The sequence below is a fragment of the Candidatus Latescibacter sp. IFSED24 genome (genome assembly GCF_058273205.1).
The window spans coordinates 2,337,259-2,356,255 of record NZ_CM177850.1 but is presented as its reverse complement, the minus strand read 5'-3'; the positions used below and the strand labels follow the sequence as shown (position 1 = coordinate 2,356,255).

The 18,997-nt window shown below is 69.2% G+C and carries 12 protein-coding genes; 11 read left to right on the top strand and 1 reads right to left on the bottom strand.

Features of this window, described 5'->3' with window-relative positions:
• Positions 1-146 precede the first annotated feature (146 nt).
• The 3 genes from add to IFSED24_RS09425 all read left to right on the top strand — a co-directional run bounded on the left by add (position 147) and on the right by IFSED24_RS09425 (position 4,196).
• Positions 147-1,187, top strand: coding sequence for an adenosine deaminase (add, locus tag IFSED24_RS09435; protein ID WP_491334967.1), 1,041 nt, complete (start codon positions 147-149; stop codon positions 1,185-1,187).
• 100 nt (positions 1,188-1,287) lie between these two features.
• A complete protein-coding gene (locus IFSED24_RS09430) occupies positions 1,288-2,454 on the top strand; it encodes a 6-phosphofructokinase (RefSeq protein WP_491334966.1) in 1,167 nt (388 codons plus the stop codon).
• Positions 2,455-2,534: 80 nt separating this feature from the next.
• Positions 2,535-4,196, top strand: a complete 1,662-nt coding sequence (locus tag IFSED24_RS09425) for a DUF8728 domain-containing protein (RefSeq protein ID WP_491334965.1) — start codon at positions 2,535-2,537, stop codon at positions 4,194-4,196.
• Between the two features lie 16 nt (positions 4,197-4,212).
• Here IFSED24_RS09425 and IFSED24_RS09420 read toward each other — a convergent pair whose 3' ends face one another.
• The gene (locus tag IFSED24_RS09420; protein WP_491334964.1) at positions 4,213-5,481 is read right to left on the bottom strand and encodes a PP2C family protein-serine/threonine phosphatase; all 1,269 of its coding nucleotides are present in this window, start codon (positions 5,479-5,481) and stop codon (positions 4,213-4,215) included.
• A gap of 200 nt (positions 5,482-5,681) precedes the next feature.
• Between IFSED24_RS09420 and IFSED24_RS09415 the strand changes: the two genes are divergently transcribed.
• From IFSED24_RS09415 to IFSED24_RS09380, 8 genes are all read left to right on the top strand, one after another.
• Positions 5,682-6,617 carry an AAA family ATPase gene (locus IFSED24_RS09415; protein WP_491335045.1) on the top strand — a complete coding sequence of 312 codons (936 nt, stop codon included), beginning with the start codon at positions 5,682-5,684 and terminating at the stop codon, positions 6,615-6,617.
• A complete protein-coding gene (locus IFSED24_RS09410; RefSeq protein ID WP_491334963.1) occupies positions 6,614-7,522 on the top strand; it encodes a DUF58 domain-containing protein in 909 nt (302 codons plus the stop codon). Before IFSED24_RS09415 ends, IFSED24_RS09410 begins: the two co-directional genes overlap by 4 nt.
• The gene (locus IFSED24_RS09405) at positions 7,522-9,627 is read left to right on the top strand and encodes a BatA domain-containing protein (RefSeq protein ID WP_491334962.1); all 2,106 of its coding nucleotides are present in this window, start codon (positions 7,522-7,524) and stop codon (positions 9,625-9,627) included. The genes IFSED24_RS09410 and IFSED24_RS09405 overlap by 1 nt, the downstream gene beginning before the upstream one ends.
• An 87-nt stretch (positions 9,628-9,714) precedes the next feature.
• Positions 9,715-10,593, top strand: coding sequence for a Fe-S cluster assembly protein NifU (nifU, locus tag IFSED24_RS09400; RefSeq protein WP_491334961.1), 879 nt, complete (start codon positions 9,715-9,717; stop codon positions 10,591-10,593).
• Positions 10,594-10,621: 28 nt separating this feature from the next.
• Positions 10,622-11,851, top strand: a complete 1,230-nt coding sequence (nifS, locus tag IFSED24_RS09395; RefSeq protein WP_491334960.1) for a cysteine desulfurase NifS — start codon at positions 10,622-10,624, stop codon at positions 11,849-11,851.
• Positions 11,852-11,936: 85 nt separating this feature from the next.
• A complete protein-coding gene (locus IFSED24_RS09390; RefSeq protein ID WP_491334959.1) occupies positions 11,937-13,691 on the top strand; it encodes an Ig-like domain-containing protein in 1,755 nt (584 codons plus the stop codon).
• A complete protein-coding gene (gene mfd, locus IFSED24_RS09385; protein WP_491334958.1) occupies positions 13,691-17,185 on the top strand; it encodes a transcription-repair coupling factor in 3,495 nt (1,164 codons plus the stop codon). The genes IFSED24_RS09390 and mfd overlap by 1 nt, the downstream gene beginning before the upstream one ends.
• A 4-nt stretch (positions 17,186-17,189) precedes the next feature.
• Positions 17,190-18,995, top strand: a complete 1,806-nt coding sequence (locus IFSED24_RS09380; RefSeq protein ID WP_491334957.1) for a peptidyl-prolyl cis-trans isomerase — start codon at positions 17,190-17,192, stop codon at positions 18,993-18,995.
• The last annotated feature ends 2 nt before the right edge of the window (positions 18,996-18,997 follow it).

Here is an 18,997-nt window from a genome sequence, read left to right as displayed (position 1 = left end):
TCCTCGAAGGCTGCCAGGTTAATACGCGAACGCGGGAGCGTCCAGTGCCGCAGGCCTTGGTGGTTGGACAAACCCCGTCGCGGGCCCTATCCTGTCGCCCCAACCCGGGCCGTCGCTGCGCCGTGCCCGGGACCAGGAGGAACGCCATGACCCCGGAAGACCGCCGCGATTTCATCCGCACCCTGCCGCTGGCCGAGTTGCATCGTCATTTCGACGGCGCCTGCCGTCCCGCCACGCTCTGGGAATACTCGGAGAAGTACTACCGGGCGGTGCCGGGACTGGATTACGAGGAATTCCGCCATTACCTGCAGTGGGACGACGCCAAGGACCGCAACCTCCTCGACTACCTCAGCAAGTTCGACCTGCCGCTGCAGTACACGCAGTTCTACGAGAACATCTTCCGCATCGCCTACGAGATCGCCGAGGATGCCTACAACGAGGGCATCCGCGTGCTCGAACTCCGCACCAACCCGTTCATCCATCGCCGCGCGGGCCTCTCGACCCGGCAGGTGGTCCACGCCACGCGCAAGGGGCTGGCGCGTTTCGGCGAGAAGCATCCCGACTTCCGTGCCGGCATCAACATCATCGCCATGCGCAACCACGGCGGGAACATGGCGTGCATTCTCTTGCGCGAGGTCATCGGCGAGAAGGCCGAGTTCCACAACGGCCCCGGGGTCATCGGGTTCGACATCGCCGGCGCCGAGCCGCCTTTCCCGCCGGTACTGTTCGTCAAGGCCTACGAGCTGGCCACCAAGATGGGGCTGGGCAAGACCGTGCACGCCGGCGAGGCGGCCGGCCCCGAACGGATCTGGGAGGCCGTGGACAACCTCGGCCCACAGCGCATCGGCCACGGGACCAGCGCCGGTCGCGACCCCGAACTGATGAAGCGGCTCGCCGCCGACGGGATCGTGGTGGAGTGCTGTCTGACGTCGAACGAGCACACCGGCGCGGTCGAGCGGCTGGAGGACCACCCGCTGCCGCGCTTCCTCGAGGCCGGTGTCCGCGTGGCGCTCTGCACCGACAATCCCACCGTCTCCAGCACCAGCCTGGTGCGCGAGTACGAGCTGGCCATGTCCACCTTTGGTCTCAGCGAGAACGACATGCGCCACATCGCGCGCATGAGCTGGGAGGGCAGTTTCCTCGCCGAGGCCGGTGCCTGGCCCGGGCCCAGGTCAGGATCTGGTTAACTCGCTGTATCCCGCAGCCGATGTTGTTGCCGACCGGCAAAGGTCAGCTTAACCTGCCGGGGAAACGGTCACCCGTCCCCTGTCACACAGGAGCCCGTCCATGAGCCACAAGATCCGACGCATCGCCATCCTCACCGGCGGCGGCGACGTGCCGGGATTGAACAACGCCATGAAGCAGGTGTTCTACCGCGCCATGAAGGAGGGGATCCAGGTCGTGGGCTTCCGGCGCGGCTGGGCCGGCCTGGCCAACTACAAGATCGGCGATCCCGATCATAACCGGCAATGGGTGGTGGAGCTCGACTGGGAGCACGTCCGGCGCATCGACCGGACCGGCGGCACCTTCCTGCACACCTCGCGCACCAATCCGTCGCGGATACGCGAGAAGGAGATGCCGGCGCACCTCAAGGACAAGTACAAGGGCGACAGCTTCCCCGTCGACATCACCGACGACGTGGTGGCCAACCTCGAGGACCTGAAGATCGACGCCCTGATCCCCATCGGCGGCGACGATACCCTGAGCTATGCGGCGCGCCTCAATCAGACCGGATATCCGCAACTGGCCATCCCCAAGACCATGGACAACGACGTCTTCGGCACCGACTACTGCATCGGCTTCTCCACCGCGATCTCGCGCACCGTCGACGCCATCGACCAGCTGCGCACCCCCATCGGCAGCCACGAGCGCATCGGCGTCATCGAGGTCTTCGGCCGGCACAGCGGCGAGACCTCGCTCATCGCGGGCTACCTCGCCGGGGTCGACCGGGTGATCATCAGCGAGGTCAAGTTCGACGTGCACAAGCTGGCCAACTTCCTGCTCGAGGACAAGCTGGCCAACCCCAGCAAGTACTCCATCGTCACCGTGAGCGAGGGGTCGACCGAACTGGACGGCGACGTGGTCCAGCGCGGCGAGGCCGACGCCTACGGCCACCAGAAACTGGGCGGCATCGGCCTGCTGATGGCCGATCAGATCAAGGACATCACCGGCCACAAGGTCACCTACCAGGAACTGGGCTACATGATGCGCTGCGGCGCTCCCGACGCCCTGGACCGCATGGTGGCCATGAACTTCGGCAACCTGGCCATGGACATGCTCCTGGACGGGGCCAGCGGGCTGATGGTGGCGCTCCAGGAGGGCAAGTACACCACCGTGGGGCTGAACTCGGTGATCTCGGGCAAGAAGACCGTGGACGTCGATCGCTTCTACGATCGCGAGACCTACAAGCCGCACGTGACCCGCGTGGCCCAGCTCCCCATGTTCCTGCGCTAGCGGTGGCGAACTAGCGCTTTCCGTCCCGGCCTCCGGCAGGGTATGCTGCCCCGAATTCAACAGCCGGAGGCCATGGCGACTTGAGTCCCACCAAGCACCACTGGGCCCGCCTCGCCGCGGGCCTCCTTATCCTGCTGGCCGCGCATCTCGCCTTGCGCGGCTACGTCACCGACGACACCTACATCCACCTGCGCTACGCCGAGAATCTGGCCGAGCGCGGCGAGTTCGCGTTCAATCCCGGCGAGGCCACCTACGGCGCCACCAGCCCGCTGTGGATCCTCGGCCTGGTCCTGCTCCTGAAGCTGGGCGTGACCGGGCCCGCGGCGGCCTGGACGCTGGGGCTGCTCTCGGGACTCCTCGCCATGGTGGTGCTGGCCGCCCTGCTCCGGCGACTGGGTTTCCCCGAGGTCTGGCGCTGGTGGCTCTTCCTGCTCGCCATGAGCGACGCCTGGTTCCTGCGCTGGACCATGTCGGGGATGGAGACCCCGCTGGCCACCGCCAGCTTGCTGGTCCTCCTATGGCCGCTGGGCATGTCCGCGACCGTGGCTGCTGGCGAGGGCGAGGCGGGACGATTGTGGCTGCGATACCTGGGCTGGGGCCTGGCTGCGGGGCTGGCCGGACTGGTCCGTCCCGAGTTCCTGCTGCTCGGTCCGGTGGCCCTGCCCTGGCTGCTGCTGTTCGAGTACCGGCGCGGCGACAACCTGAACGGAGCCAAGGGGCGTCATGCGTGCCGCCCCCACTGTCCGTTGCTGGCGGCCGCCCTGGGCTGGCTGGCCTGCGCCGGCCCCTGGCTGGTCTATGCGCAGCTCACCTTCGGGCGCTGGTCGCCGGGTACGGCCAGCGCCAAGAGCAACGCGGCCACCTTCGCGGTGGTCGAGATCCTGTCCTACCTGATGCGTTCGCTGAAGCAGCTGGGCACCACTCAGGGCGTGCTCTGGCTGTTCTTCCTGGCGCTCATCCTGCTGGTGCTGGTGGAGCGCATCCGGCAGACGCGGCAGGACGAGGATGCGCGCCAGGAAACGCCTCCCAGCGCCTGGAATTTCTGGCAGGCCGTGATCCTGGTCCTGATCGCCGTGACCTGGATCGGGCTGCTGCTGGGCGGCTACGCGGTCAAGCGGGTCTGGACGATCAGCCGCTATCTCTCCCCGCTGGCGCCGATCATCCTGCTCATGCTCGGCGTGCTCTCGTACTGGCTGCTCAACCTCACCATGGCCTACCGGGGGCGGCCGGTCATGGGCTCCTGGGTACTGGTGACGGCCTGCATCCTGTCCCTGCTGGTCAACCTCTGGCTGGTGGTCGGGCCGGTGCGCCAGCACACCCGGGACTTCTCGGCCGGGGTGGTGGCGTGTTATCTGGAGAAGGGCGTGTGGATCGGCGAGAACTCTCAGCCCGACGAGGTGATCGCGGCGCTCGACATCGGAGCGCTGGCCTACGGCAGCGATCGTCGCGTCCTCGACCTGATGGGCCTGGTCAGCCCCGAGATCATGACCATGGGGCGGGAGATGGGCTTCCAGCAGATGGTCGAGAGCGGGATCTGGCTGCGCGACGAGCGCGGCGAGGAGCCGCCTCCGACGTGGTTCGTCGACCGGCACGAAGGCCCGCCGCGGTGGGACGGCAAGACGGTGCGCGGCGTGACGTTCGAGCTGGTGGATACGTGCACGATCCACGGGGTGGGATTGCGTGAGCTGCAGGACTGGACGGTGGCGACCTATCGCCTGACAGGGGCCGGCGGATCGCCTTGAGGCCGCCGGCCGGGCATCATCTCGGTCTCCGCACCGGCACCAGCGCTTCCTGCAGGTGCTCCTTCATGTCGGTGCGCCGTTTCACCACCAGCACCGTCACATCATCGTCCAGCGGCGCGTCGCCGCCGAACTTGCGGGTGGCTTCGAGCACGGCTTCTACCACCTCGGCGGCCGGGCGTTCGCGGTTGGCGAGGCAGACCTCGACCAGGTTGTCGTGGCCGAATTCCACCGCCTCCTTCTCGTCGCCGGCCTCCTCGCCAGGAGCCGGGCGTTCGATCACCCCGTCGGTGAACAGCACCAGCATCTCACCGGGCCGCAAGGTCATGGACCGCCGGCGGTAGACCGCGTCGGGCAGGGGGCCGAGCACCGGGCCGCTGCTCTGCAGCTGGAAGACCTCGCCGTCGGCGGCCACCAGCAGCGGCGGGCAGTGGCCGGCGTTGACGTAGGTCACGTTGCCGGTGTCCTCGAGCTCGGCGTAGAACAGCGAGATGAAGCGGCTGGCCAGGGTGGCATGGTGGACCACCAGGTTCAGACGCTCGATCTGGGCGGTGATCTTCTCGTTGTGGGCCTGGCTGATGCGCAGGCCGATGACCACATCGCGGGCCTGGAGCGCTGCGGGCAGGCCATGGCCGCTGGCGTCGGCGATCATCAGGCCCAGCATGCCGGGCTCGATCTCCTGGACGTCGTAGACGTCGCCGCCCACCTCGTCGGCGGGCCGCGTGGCCGCGGCGATCTCGAAGCCGGGCAGCTCGGGCATGACCTGGGGCAGGAGCGAGAGCTGGATCGCCTGTGCCTGGCGCAACTGGCTCTCCAGCGCGCCCTGGCGGAGTTTGAGGCCGATGGCGGCGCGGATGGCCTCGAGCATCACCAGCAACTCACTCTGGTCTTCATGTTCGATGCTGAAGCTGATGATGTACATCGGGTTCTGGCCCACCACGATGGCCGCGTTGTTGTGGTGGGTGAACTGGGCCTCGAGCTGCGGATCGTAGCCCGGGCTCTCCGGCGAGGTGAGCCAGAGCCGGTGCTCGAGCAGGTGCTGTACCAGCGCATAATCCTTGCCCACGGCCTTGCCCTCGATGGAATCGCCGTACTCGCCGACGCTCTCGATGAGCACGAAATCCAGGGTGCGCTCGCGATAGACGCGCCCGCTGGCGATGCCGAAGAGCTGGGCGTTCTCGCCGGCGACCAGCTCCTGCACCACTCTGTGCAGCATGGCCTCGTCGCCGGCGGAGGCGTCGATATCTCGCAACAAATGCTCGATGACGCGGTAGAACTTCTTGTGCACGCGGGGACCTCCGGTTCGGGGGCACAATAGGCGCGAAGCTCCTGCCGGCCAAGTGAGTTTTCGCCCCGCGTTGTGTAAGCACGCGCCTTGCCTTAGACTTCCGCGGAGGCGTCCGGACGGTCCGGACGCCGTTCAGCGATCCGGAGGCTGCCGTGACCGACCCTGCCCGCATCGACCAGCTCAAGGCCGCGCATGAGGCCATGCGCCGCGAGATCGCCCGCCGCATCGTCGGCCAGGACGACGTCATCGAGGAGATGCTCATCGCCCTGTTCGCCAGCGGCCACGTGCTGCTGGAGGGCGTGCCGGGCCTGGCCAAGACGCTGCTCATCTCCAGCCTGGCCAAGGTCATGGATCTGAGCTTCGGCCGCATCCAGTTCACGCCCGACCTGATGCCCTCGGACATCACCGGCTCGGAGATCATGGAGGAGGACCAGGCCACCGGCCGTCGCGAGTTCCGCTTCGTGCAGGGTCCGGTGTTCCACAACGTGATCCTCGCCGACGAGATCAACCGCACGCCGCCCAAGACGCAGGCCGCGCTGCTGCAGGCCATGCAGGAGAAGCAGGTCACCGCGGCCGGCCACACCATGTCGCTCGAGGCGCCCTTCTTCGTGCTGGCCACCCAGAACCCCATCGAGCAGGAAGGCACCTACCCGCTGCCCGAGGCCCAGCTCGATCGCTTCATGTTCAACGTGCTCATCGGCTATCCCGACCTCGAGGACGAGGTCCGGATCGTCGAGGCCACCACCGGCTTGCTGGGCGACGACCCCGCCGTGGTCCTCGGTCGCGACGACGTGCTCGCGTTCCAGGACCTGGTGCGCGAGGTCCAGCCGCAGGAGCAGGTCACCCGCTACGCGGTGCGCCTGGCGCGCGCCACCCGCGTGGGCACCGCCGAGGCGGCGGCCGCGGCCGGCGAGTACCTGGCCTGGGGCGCCGGACCGCGGGCTGCGCAGGACATGATCCGCGGCGCCAAGACCCGGGCGCTCCTGGCGGGTCGCGAGACCCCCGCGCTGGAGGACGTGCGGCGGCTGGCCCATCCGGTGCTGCGCCACCGGCTGGTCACCAACTTCCACGCCGAGGCCGAGAACGTGGCCAAGGACCGGATCATCGACCTGATCCTGGACGAGGTGGACGCATGACCCCCGCGGTCACCGAGCTGATCACCCCCGAGCTGGCCAGCCAGCTCGACCGCCTCGACCTGCTGGCGCGGCTGCTGGTGGAGGGTTTCCTCACCGGCCTGCACCGCAGCCCGTACCACGGCTTCTCGGCCGAATTCGCCGAGTACCGCCGCTACCAGCCCGGCGAGCCCGCCACCGACATCGACTGGCGCGTCTACGCGCGCAGCGACCGGGTCTACCAGAAGATCTACGCCGAGGAGACCAACCTGCGCTGCACGCTGCTGGTGGACTGTTCGGCGAGCATGCGCTTCACCGGCGACGAGAAGCGGCGCCCCACCAAGCTGGCCTACGGCCGGGTGCTGGCCGCCTGCCTCGCCTACCTGCTGCTGCGCCAGAACGACGCCGTGGGCCTGGTGGCCTTCGATGAGCAGCCGCTCCTGCGTGTGCCGGCGCGCTCGGTCCGGCGCCAGCTGTTCCAGGTGCTCAAGGGGCTCAAGGATGCGCCCGAGGGCACCGGCACCCGGCTCGGCCCGGTGCTCCACGACGTGGCCGAGCGGATCCCGCGTCGCGGCCTGGTGGTCCTGGTGAGCGACCTCTTCGACGACGTCGACGCGGTGCTCTCGGGCCTCAAGCATTTCCGGCACCGCGGTCACGAGGTCCTGGTCCTGCAGGTCCTGGACCCCCGCGAGATCGATCTCGACTACCCGGGCGAGGTGGAGTTCACCGCGCTGGAAGAACCCGACCGCCGCCTGCGCACCGAGCCGGCGCACGTGCGCGCGGGCTATCGCGAGCGTCTGGAGAGCTGGCGCCGGCAGCTGCGGCGCGAGTGCCGCCGCCATCTCATCGACCTCGTCGAGCTGACGACCGACCAGCCCGTGGGCCAGGCGCTGGGCGCCTACCTCATGAAGCGTGGGCGGCTCCACTGATGCCACTCTCGTTCCTGAACCCCGCGCTCCTCTTCGGCCTCCTGGCCGCCTCGCTGCCGGTGATCATCCACTTCCTGAGCCGCCGGCGCACGCGCCGCGTAGTGTTCAGCGACCTCCGCTTCCTCCAGGAAGAAGAGGCGCAGCAGGCGCAGCGGCGCGGAGTCCAGCGCTGGCTGTTGCTGCTCTTGCGGGTGCTCATCGTCTGTTGCCTGGTGCTGGCCGCGGCCCGACCGCACTGGGGCGGACTGCCCGGTGGCGGTGGGCGCGCGGTGCTCTTCCTCATCGACGCCAGCGCGAGCATGCAGGCCCAGACCGAGGACGGGCGCACGCGGTTCGCCACCGCCGTGGAGCTCGCCGCCGGCATGGTCGACGGATTGCCAACGGGTTCATCGGTGCAGGTCGTGACCTTGAGCGCCGCGGCGCAGCCGCTCTTCGCCTCGTGGCTGCCTGCCGGCGTGCCGGTGCGGACGGCCTTGACGGCGGCGGCGGTCACCGATGGCCCCGCCGACCTGGCCGCCGGCCTGCGCGAGGCGGCGCGCCAGGTCCGCCAGGCGCCGTCGCGGCCGGTGGAAGTCGTGCTGCTCTCGGACCTGCAGGCCGTGGCGCAACCCGAGCTGGCCGCCGCCGCGAGCGAGCTGGCCGCGGCCGGGGCGCGGTTCCTCGTCCAGCGCCTGGGCGATGCCATCCCGGGCGGCGGTGTTCTCGACATCCGGCTGCCGGGGCGGGCCCTGCGTCCGGGCGAGGCCACCGAGATCGTCGCCGTGGTGCGGCCTGAGCGCGCCGAACAGCCGTTCTGGCTCGAGCTGGATGGCCGCCGGATCGCCGAGGTCCTCGCGCCGCCACCGGCTGCCGATGGCGGCGGCGTGAGCCTGTCCTTCCCGCTGGCGGCCCCGCCCGCAGGGCTGCACCTGGGTCGGGTCGGCAAGGAGGAGGACCGCCTGCCCGCCGACGATGTCCGCCCCTTCGTGCTCGAGGTTCCCCGGCGCCTGGAGGTTCTGCTGGCCCACGGCGCCGATCGCGACGGCCTCGGCCGCGGCGGCTGGCGCTACCTGGCCCGCGCCCTCGATCCAGCGGCCGACGCCCAGGGGCTGTTCCGCGTGCGCACCCTGCCGGCCGACAGCCTGCGCGACGGCGACCTGGCCGGGGTGGACCTGCTGGTGCTGGTGGACCCCGGACCGCCTGGCCGCCGGCTCACCGCTGCACTCACGAGCTGGCTCTCGGGCGGCGGTGCCCTGCTGCTGATGGTGGGCGACGCCGCCCAGGAGACCGACCTGCGCGACGGCTGGCTGCCCCTGCTCGACCTGCCGCGCCAGGCGAATTGGATCGTGCGCGAGAACGGCCAGGCCGAGCGGGCCGCGGTCATCGATGCCGCGCATCCGGTGCTGGCCGGTCTGGGCGCCGAACCCCTGACCGCGCTGACCGCGGCGAGCTGGTGGCGCTACTTCGCGCTGGAGGAGGGTCCCGCTCGCGTGGTGCTCGCCACCGACGCCGGAGCGCCGCTGGTGCTGGAGGGTGTGCGCGGCGAGGGGCGCTGGGCGCTGTTGCCGTTCCACCTGCGCCGTGACGCCACCGATGTCATGCTCAATCCCGTGTTCCTGCCCTTGATCCAGCGGCTGGCGGCCACCTTGGCCACGGGCAGCGGGACCGCGGCGGGGGTTGTGGTGGGCGAGCAGCCGGTGCTCAGCCTGGATCCGCACGAACTGGGGCTGCGTCCCGGCGATACCACCGACCGTCTGGTGGTGCGCACCCCGCCCGACGGGGCGGTGCGGCGAGCGGCCTTGCTCTGGCGCGACGGTGCCGCCGTGCTCGCCGCGCCGGACGAGGAGCGCGCCGGATTCTACGTCTTCCTCGGGGGGGCCGACACCCTGGGGGCGGTGGCCGCCATGGTCCCGGCCAGCGAGTCGACCCCACAGGTGGAGACGCCGGAAGCCGTGGCCGAACGCCTGCGGGAGGCCGGCATCGCTCGGGTCCTGGACCTGGGCGACGGCGGGGCCGAGGGGCTCGGACGGGCGCTGGCGGGGCGCGACCTCGCCCGCTGGCTGCTCATGGCCGCCCTGATCCTGATGGCAGCGGAGCTCTGGCTGGGGCGACGGGTCCGTGCTTGAAAATCCGTGTTCCAAGCTTAACTTTGGGCAAAACCAGACAATTCAGGTTTGATCGGTGCCGGTGGCGCCGGAAAGGCCGTAACCGCCATGTGGAACTATTCCGAGAAGGTGATGGATCACTTCATGAACCCCCGCAACGTGGGGGAGGTGGAGAATCCCGACGGTGTGGGCGAGGTGGGCTCCATGGCCTGCGGCGACGCGTTGCGCCTGAGCTTCCGCCTCGATGACGAGGGCCGCATCGCCGAGGTCAAGTTCCAGACCTTCGGTTGCGGCAGCGCCATCGCCTCGAGCAGCATCCTCACCGAGATGATCAAGGGCAAGACGCTGGAGGAAGCCGCCAAGGTCACCAACGAGGACATCGCGCGCGAGCTGGACGGGCTGCCCCGCGAGAAGATGCACTGCTCGGTGATGGGCCGCGAGGCGCTCGAGGCCGCCATGATCGACCACTACAAGCGGCTGGGCCGCGGGGTGCCCTGCCACATGCTGAGCCAGGGCGTGATGATCTGCCACTGCTACTCGGTGACCAAGGACACCATCCGCGAGGCCATCGAGCAGAACGACCTGGACTCGGTGGAGGACGTCACCAACTACACCAAGGCCGGCGGCGGCTGCGGCGACTGCCACCACGACATCGAGCATATCCTCGAGGAGGTGCGGCAGGCCCGGGCGGGGCAGGGGCCGGCCACGCTGGTCCAGCTCGAGGTGGACCGGGGTGCCGAGAGCGAGGCCGACCGCGCGCTGGTCAAGCAGATCCAGGATCTCCTCGACAACGACATCGCGGTGGCGCTGCGCAACGACGGCGGCGACATCGAGCTCGTCCGGTACCGCGACGGCAAGGTCTTCGTGAGGCTGCTGGGCGCCTGCGCCGCCTGCCGCGTCGCCGACATCACGCTCAAGGATTACGTGGAGAAGGAGCTTCGCCGCCACGTGCGCGACGATCTGCGGGTGATCGAGGTCACGACCTGAGCGGTCTTCGACATAGAAAGGGTTCGCGATGAACAGCAGCGGCGGATTCGACCTCCTGGCCGGACTGGGCGAGATGCCGGCCGGCGGCGTCTACCTCGACAACAACGCCACCACCCGGGTGGCCCCCGAGGTGATCGACGCCATGATGCCCTACCTCACCGAGTTCTACGGCAACCCCTCGAGCATGCATCGTTTCGGGGCCGAGTCGGGCCGCGGCCTGACCGCCGCCCGCGACCAGGTGGCCGATCTACTATGCGCCCGCGCCGCCAACGAGGTCATCTTCACCGCCGGCGGTAGCGAGAGCGACAACCTGGCCATCGTGGGCACCCTGCGCGCCTATCCGGAGAAGAAGCACGTGGTCACCTCGGCCGTGGAGCATCCCGCGGTGCTGGGGCTCTGCCGCGATCTGGAGAAGCGCCACGGCTACGAGGTCGACTTCATCGGCGTGGACGGCGAGGGCCGGCTCGATCTCGACGAGCTGCGCGCCAAGGTCCGCGAGGACACCGCGGTGGTCTCGATCATGATGGCCAACAACGAGACCGGCGTGATCTTCGATACCGCGGCCATCGGCGCCATCGTCAAGGAGAAGGGGTCGGTCTACCACGTCGACGCGGTGCAGGCCGCGGGCAAGCTGCCGCTGGACATGCAGCAGCTCGACACCGTGGACATGCTCTCGATCAGCGGCCACAAGCTCCACGCGCCCAAGGGCGTGGGTGCGCTCTATGTGCGCAAGGGCACCCGTCTGCGGCCCTTGATCGTGGGCGGACACCAGGAGCGCGGCCGCCGCGCCGGCACCGAGAACGTGGCGTCGTGCGTGGCGCTGGGCGCCGCCTGCCAGCTCGCCGAACAGCATCGGGAGGAGGAGAACACCCGGGTGCGGTCGCTGAGAGACCGCCTCGAGGAGAAGATCCTGCCCGCAGTGCCCGACTGCCGGCGCAACGGCGTGGCCGAGCCGCGCCTGCCCAACACCGCCAACATCAGCTTCGACTTCATCGAGGGCGAGGGCATCCTGCTCCTGCTCGACCGCGCCGGCATCGCCGCCTCGTCGGGGTCGGCCTGCACCAGCGGGTCGCTCGAACCGTCGCACGTGCTCAAGGCCATGGGCATCCCCTTCGTCTCGGCCCACGGCTCGATCCGTTTCTCGCTGTCGCGCTACAACACCGAGGCGGAGATCGACTACGTGGCCGCCGTGGTGCCGCGGATCATCGAGCGCCTGCGGGCGATCACGCCCTTCAATCGGGAGCGGGCGACGTTTTAGCCCGGAACTATCGCTTGCCCGTGGCGTGAAATGCCCCAACATTGACTGCTGCCACCCTGGCCCACGTCGCGCGAAGGGACGGAGAATGTACCGGCACCGCCACTGGTTCCTGGCCCTCGGGGCCATCCTGCTGCTCAACGCCTGTTCCGGCGACGACGAGAACCAGCCGCCCCGCGCGGTGATCGTCTATCCGGAGAACGAGTTCCATTTCACCAGCGCCCCCGATTCGGCCATCGTCGAGGCCTCGGACGACCGCGGAGTGCTCTCGGTGGAGATCCGACTCGAGGACGAGGTCATCTCGACGCGCACCACCTCGCCCTACTCCACGAGCCTGCCCCTGGGCATCTACGCCGACGGCCGCCGCTACAAGCTCAACGCCACGGCCACCGACAACCAGGGCGCCAGGGGCGAGGCCGGTGCGGTGTACTTCACGGTCGATCCCTCGCTGCAGACCGTGCCCCAGGTCATGGACGTGAGCGACCAGGAAGGCGCGCTGCGGGTCACCTGGCTCACCTTCCCCAACACCAATCCCGACTTCGACGAGGACGGCGAGCCCGATCAGCCCGTGGTCTACGAGTGGGAACTGGCGCGCGACGACGGATTCTTCGAGGTTGTGGCCAGCGGGACGGCCACCGACACCACCATCGTCAGCGGGGTCACCGCCGCCGGCGTGGCGTACGCGCGGGTGCGGGCGCAGCTGGTCGAGAGCCTCACCGGCTGGAGTCGCTCGGGCCGGTTCAGCGGCCTCGACACCTGGCGACGGAACTACGCGCTGCCCGGCCCGCAGCTCGGCACCGCGATCCTCACCGGCCCCGACGGCAACCTGCGGCTCCTGAGCCACGCCGTCGACCGGCACCGCGTGGACAGGGCGCCGGTCCAGCTCCTCGTCCTGGACGCCGAGCAGGCGCTGGTCGAGGCCGTCGATCTGCTGCCCGACACCTACCAGCCCACGACCCACCAGGTGACCGCGGATGACCGCCTCGTCCTGGCGGGCTGGCAGGATGACGGATCCACCTTCCTGGCGGCCAGCACTCTCGACGGCCAGCTGCTCTGGGACCGGTCGATCGGTTTCATGTACACCACCGCGCTGCTGGCCGAGTCGAGCGGTGCGCTGTGGACCGCCGGCCGGGATCTGCGCGAGGGGCAGCCGGGCGGCGTGGTGGCGACCGTCGCCGAGGACGGCACGGCCACCGCGGACGTGGTCTTCCCTCTCGAAGCCGGCCGCGACGTGCTGTGGCTCTGGCCGCACGCCGAGGGCGGCTTCGTGCTGGCGGGCAGCCTGCCCGACACCTACACCGAGGCGGAGCCCGAGACTCCGCGGCCCGGCGGCATCTGGGCCCAGGGGATCGACGCCGCCGGCGCGGTGCGCTGGGACCTGCGGCTGGGCACGGGCGCCAACTGGCTCGGGCGTGGGGCCGGCACCGACGGCGCGGGCAACTTCGTGATCTCCGGCATCGCCTTCGTGCCGGTCTATACCGCGCGCTACGGCTTCCTCGCCGCGTTCGACGAGCGCGGGCACCTGCGCTGGCAGGTCACCGATCGCGAGTGGCACCTCTTCGCCGACGTCGTGTCCGGGGTCGGCGGCCGCTGGACCGCCACCGGCGCCCGGCGCCGCTCGGTGGGGGATCTGGTCTGGGAATACGACTTCGGCCTGCGGGGCTTCTCCGCCTACGGCCTGCCGCTCTGGGAGGCCCAGCATCGCGATGGGGCCGAGTCCCAGGGCTGGAGCCTGGCGCCCCATCCGCTCGGCGGCTGGTGGGCGGTGGGCACGCGGACCGGCGATCGGGTGAACTACGACCTGACCCTCCTGCGAACCGACGATCGGGGCGAACTGGACTGATGGCCAACCTCCTGGACGTCCTGTCCCAGCAGCGCGGCGAGGATGTCCTCGCCGCGCTCGCTGCGTGTCTGGATGCGCCGCTCGCCGCCGCCGATCCGGACGCCCCGCCGCTGCTCTGCGGCCTGCAGGCCAGCGCGCCGGCGGTGGCCACCGCGGCCTGGTTCCGCCGCCGCCAGCGCACCGCGCTCTGCGTGGTGTCCACCCGCGAGGGCGCGCTCCAGCTCGCCGACGACCTCGAGGCCTGGCTCGGCCGCGACAAGGTGGCGTACCTGCCGCAGCAGGAGATCCTGGTCTACGACCGCAAGTCGCCCGACTCGGCGCTCGTGGGCGACCTGATCCTCGGCCTGGACCGGCTGCGCGGCGCGGATCCCGTGCTCGCGGTGACCAGCCTCTACGCCGTGCGCCAGCGCGTCATGGCGCCGCAGACCCTGACGCGCTCGATCCTGCGCGTCGAGCCCGGCAGCCGGCTCGACCCCGACGCCTTCTGCGCCGCGCTGGTCCAGCGCGGCTACCGCCCCGCGGGCATGGTGGCGCGCCCGGGTGATTTCGCCCGTCGCGGCGGCCTGCTCGACATCTACGCTCCCGGCGATCTGCCGCTGCGCATCGAGCTCTTCGACGACGAGGTCGTCTCGCTGCGCACCTTCGATCCGGAGAGCCAGCGCGGCGACCAGGCACGCCGGCTCAAGCGGGCGACCATCTACCCCGTCAGCCACCTGCTGCGCGAAGACGACGCCCAGCTCGCCTGCCTCGCGCGCCTGGAGGCCGCGAAGATCGCCGGCGACCTCGACGACGACGAGTACTGGGACCTCGAGGCGAGGATCGAGGAAGGCCGGCCCGACGACGGTCTGGAGACGTTCCTGCCCTGGTTCGGTCCCACCGCGCGCGTGCTGGACTACCTGCCCGAGGCGGCGCCGGTTCTCTGGTTCGAGCCCGTGAAGCTCGGCGTGCAGATGGAACTGCTGGAGGATGAATTGCCGCGCCTGCGCGAGACGCGGCTCCGGCGCGATGCGGTGATCCCCCGCCAGGACGAGCTGGTCTGCAGCCTGGACGACCTCGGCGATCGGCGATTCCAGCACCTCTGGCTCGCCGAGTCGTGGATCCGCGGCGATCAGGCGGGTCGCTGGCTCGACCGCGATCCCGGCGCCATCATCGATCACGGCACCACCCGCCCCGACCTCAAGGGCGGCGATGTCGACCGCCTGCGAGGCTATCTCCAGGAGCAGGAGCAGGCCCAGGCCAGCGTGCTGCTGCTCTGCGACAACCAGGGCCAGGCCGACCGCCTGGCCGACCTCCTCGACGAGCACGTCCTCGGCCCGCCCCTGTCGCGACCCCTGGTGGGCCATCTCACGGGCGGGTTCGTCTGGCCCGAGCACAAGCTCTCGGTGATCACCGACCACGAGTTCTTCGAGCGCTACCGGCGTCAGGGCAGGGTCCGGCACAAGGGGTCGGGCATCGTCAAGGACCGCGCCAGCCTCAAGCCCGGCGAGTTCGTGGTGCATCTCGAGTACGGGATCGGCCGCTACCGGGGCCTGACGCGGATCACGGTCGAGGGCACCGAACGCGAATGCCTGGAGATCGAGTACGCCGAACAGGGCAAGGTCTTCGTCCCGGTACAGAACATCGACCAGATCGAGCGCTTCTCCACCGATACCGACGCCGCGCCGCGTCTGGCCAAGCTGGGCTCGGCCGCCTGGCTCAAGGTGACCAAGAAGGCCCGCCAGGCGATCCGGGCCATGGCCGCCGACCTGCTCGAGCTCTACGCCGCGCGCGAGGCCATGCCGGGCATCGCCTACGGCGAGGACGGCGAGATGCAGGCGGCCATGGAGGCCAGCTTCCTCTACGAGGCCACGCCCGACCAGCTCACCGCCATCGCCGAGGTCAAGCAGGACATGCAGCGCCCGCAGCCCATGGACCGCCTGGTCTGCGGCGACGTGGGTTTCGGCAAGACCGAGGTGGCCATGCGCGCGGCGTTCAAGGCGGTGATGGAGGGCCGCCAGGTGGCCGTGCTCTGCCCCACCACGCTGCTGGCGCACCAGCACGGCGAGACCTTCGCCGAGCGCTTCCGCGATTTCCCGGTGAAGGTGGGCGTGTTGAGCCGGTTCCAGACCGGCGCCGCGGCGAAGGAGGCCGCCCGGCGGGCCCGCGATGGCGAGCTGGACATCCTCATCGGCACGCACCGCCTGCTCTCGCGCGACGTGCGGTTCAAGGATCTGGGCCTGCTGGTCGTGGACGAGGAGCAGCGGTTCGGCGTGCGGCACAAGGAGCGGCTGAAGGAGCTCAAGAAGACCGTCGACGTGATGACGCTGTCGGCGACCCCGATCCCGCGCACGCTCTACCTGGCGCTCATGGGCGCGCGCGACATGTCGCTCATCAACACGCCGCCGCGCGACCGCCTGCCCATCCATACCGAGCTATGCACCTACAGCGACGAGGTGATGACCGAGGCGATCCTGCGCGAGCTGCACCGCGGCGGCCAGGTCTTCTTCGTCCACAACCGCGTGCAGACCATCGAGAGCGTGGCGGCCCGCATCGCCCAGCTGCTGCCCTCGGTGCGCGTGGCCCACGCGCACGGTCAGATGAAGGAAGACCACCTCGAGACCATCATGAAGCGGTTCCTCGACCACGAGTTCGACGTGCTGGTCACCACGACGATCATCGAGTCGGGCCTGGATATGCCGCGGGTCAATACCCTGGTCATCGACCGCGCCGACCGCTTCGGCCTGGCCCAGCTCTACCAGTTGCGCGGCCGGGTCGGGCGCTCGAACCAGCGCGCCTTCGCCTACCTCATGACCCCGCCGGGCGAGAAGCTCACCCCGGAAGCACGGCGCCGGCTGGCCGCCCTCGAGGAGTTCCAGGCGCTGGGCTCGGGCTACCACATCGCCATGCGCGACCTCGAGATCCGCGGCTCGGGCAACCTGCTGGGCGAGGAGCAGTCGGGCCACATGGAAGCCATCGGCTTCGACCTCTACTGCCGTCTGCTCGAGGAGACGGTGACGGAACTCCGCCTCGGCCGCGGTGTTGCACCGGTCGATGTGAAGGTCGATCTGCGGGTGCCGGCGTACCTGCCCGACGAATACGTCGGCGACCCCCAGCTGAAGATGGATCTCTACCGGCGGCTGGCCCGGCTGCGCGAACCCGACCACGCCGACTGGCTGCGCGACGAGTTCCGCGACCGCTACGGTCCGCTGCCCATCCCGGTGGAGAACCTGCTGGAGGTGCACCGGATCCGGATCCTGGCCAGCCGCAACGGGGTCGAGGAGCTCCGGGCCGGCCGCAAGGGTCTCGACCTGTTTTTCGCTGGCGGCCACGAACCCGGCCCTCCTATAATCCGAGGCTTGATGGCCTCGGCCCTGGAAGGCTTGCAGTTCAAGGCCGTGGACCAGTTCAGCATGCATGTGCCCGCGACCAGGGAGCAGCACCTGGCCGCGGCGGTCACCGTTCTCGAGAAACTGGAGGAGCTGCGCCTCCATGAACCGGAAGTCCCGAGGAGTTGAGACCATGTCCCACCGGACCGCCCTCGTTCTACGCATCGCTCTTTTCGTCCTGGCCGCCACGCTCCTGATCGGTGGTTGTGGCAAGAGCGACAGCAGCGATGACACGATCCTGGCCACCGTGAGCGACCGCGATGTCACCGCCGAATACTTCAAGTCCCGCCTGGGCCGATTGGAGAAGACCCAGCTGCCGCGCAATGAAGACGGCGAGATCTACGACATGGCCACACTCGAGGGCAAGCGCCGCTTCCTGGACATCATCATCGACAAGGAACTGATGGTGCTCAAGGCGCTCCAGCTCGGCTTCGACAAGGACACCCAGGCGCAGGGTGCCCGGAACCAGCTCACCGAGTACAACGCCATGGGCTACTTCTGGCAGGACGAGATCGGCGACCCCGCCAAGTTCGTCGCCGAGGAGGACGTCGAATATTACTACTCGCGCCTCGGCGAGCGTCGGCAATGCTCGTTCCTGATCACCGACCTCGAGAAGGATGCCCTGGCGGCCCGCGAGGCCGCCCTGGCGGGCACGCCCTGGCCCGAGCTGGTGGCCCGGTACCACACCGGACAGATCCAGGAAGGTCGCCCCCTCGAGATCCAGATCTCGTGGGGCCAGTACCGCGATGAGTTCGAGCGGCCGGTCTTCGCCGTGGAGGAAGGCGGCATCACCGATCCCATCCCCACCGAGCATGGCTACTGGCTGCTGCGTGTCGACGAAGTCGCCATGGAGAAGAAGCCGGATCTGGAGAGCATCAAGGGCAAGGTCATCCTGAGCATCTCCAAGCGTAAGGAGAATCTCCGCGTCGAGGACCTGAAGGCCGAGATGCGCGAGGCCCACAACTTCAAGCTCGACGAGGATGTGCTGAAGCTGGTCTATCAGGGCTTGCCCGAGGGCGAACAGATCATCGATCCCGAGACCCAGCAGCCCGTGCCCCAGAATCAGCTGAAGCCGCTGGACATCCCCTCGGACAGCTACGACACGGTGCTGCTGTCCTACGACCTGACCGAAGGCCCCTTCGTCCTGACGCTCGCCGACCTCAAGGGCAAGTTCGACAAGATGAATGTCTTCGAGCGCCCGAAGAAGCATGAGATGCTGGGTGCCCTGCGCACCCGGCTGCGGAACGACGCCGAGAAGGCGATCATGGTCGATGAGGCGCGTCGCCGCGGCTACTTCGAGGACCCGCGGGTCCTGAAGGAAGTCGACATCGCGCTCGAGGAGCTGCTGGTGGACAAGGTCCACCAGGATATCGTGGACTTCGAGGAGTACGTCTCGCCCGAGGCGCTCGAGGAATTCTGGGCCGAACACAAGACCGATTACTTCAAGCCCGAGCGGCGCAGCGGTTACATGGTGTCCTGTGCCGATCTGGAGACGGCCAACGTGGCTCGCAAGGCCGTGGCGGAGGAAGGGCAGACCTGGAAGCAGGTCAACAGCCTCTACGGCAACGACCCCGAGCTCGAGAAGGTCTTCGGCCGCGTCGACCGTGTGCGCGACGACGCCACCGGCAAGGTCCGCGATCTCCTCTTCGGCATGTCGATCGACGAGATCAGCGAGCCGGTGCAGACGCCGGAGGGCTGGATCGTCGTGCAGTTGACCAAGATCTTCGAACCCGAGCAGCCCGAGCTCAAGGAGCTCACCGAGGTGGTCGGCCAGCGCATCAAGAACAACCGCAAGGACGAGGCGCTGCGCGCCATGCTCGACGAGTGGGCCGACGAATTCGGCGTGGTGGTCTACGAGGATCGCCTGGCGGCCATGCCGTCGTGGGAGCAGCTCATGGAAGAGAACATGCGGGCCAAGATGTCCATGCCCGAAAAATGAGG

Excerpts from the sequence above, each read along its gene's own strand:
- add (WP_491334967.1), top strand. The coding sequence starts at position 147 with ATGACCCCGGAAGACCGCCGCGATTTCATCCGCACCCTGCCGCTGGCC.
- IFSED24_RS09430 (WP_491334966.1), top strand. The coding sequence starts at position 1,288 with ATGAGCCACAAGATCCGACGCATCGCCATCCTCACCGGCGGCGGCGAC.
- IFSED24_RS09415 (WP_491335045.1), top strand. The coding sequence starts at position 5,682 with ATGCGCCGCGAGATCGCCCGCCGCATCGTCGGCCAGGACGACGTCATC.
- IFSED24_RS09410 (WP_491334963.1), top strand. The coding sequence starts at position 6,614 with ATGACCCCCGCGGTCACCGAGCTGATCACCCCCGAGCTGGCCAGCCAG.
- IFSED24_RS09405 (WP_491334962.1), top strand. The coding sequence starts at position 7,522 with ATGCCACTCTCGTTCCTGAACCCCGCGCTCCTCTTCGGCCTCCTGGCC.
- nifU (WP_491334961.1), top strand. The coding sequence starts at position 9,715 with ATGTGGAACTATTCCGAGAAGGTGATGGATCACTTCATGAACCCCCGC.
- nifS (WP_491334960.1), top strand. The coding sequence starts at position 10,622 with ATGAACAGCAGCGGCGGATTCGACCTCCTGGCCGGACTGGGCGAGATG.
- IFSED24_RS09390 (WP_491334959.1), top strand. The coding sequence starts at position 11,937 with ATGTACCGGCACCGCCACTGGTTCCTGGCCCTCGGGGCCATCCTGCTG.
- mfd (WP_491334958.1), top strand. The coding sequence starts at position 13,691 with ATGGCCAACCTCCTGGACGTCCTGTCCCAGCAGCGCGGCGAGGATGTC.
- IFSED24_RS09380 (WP_491334957.1), top strand. The coding sequence starts at position 17,190 with ATGTCCCACCGGACCGCCCTCGTTCTACGCATCGCTCTTTTCGTCCTG.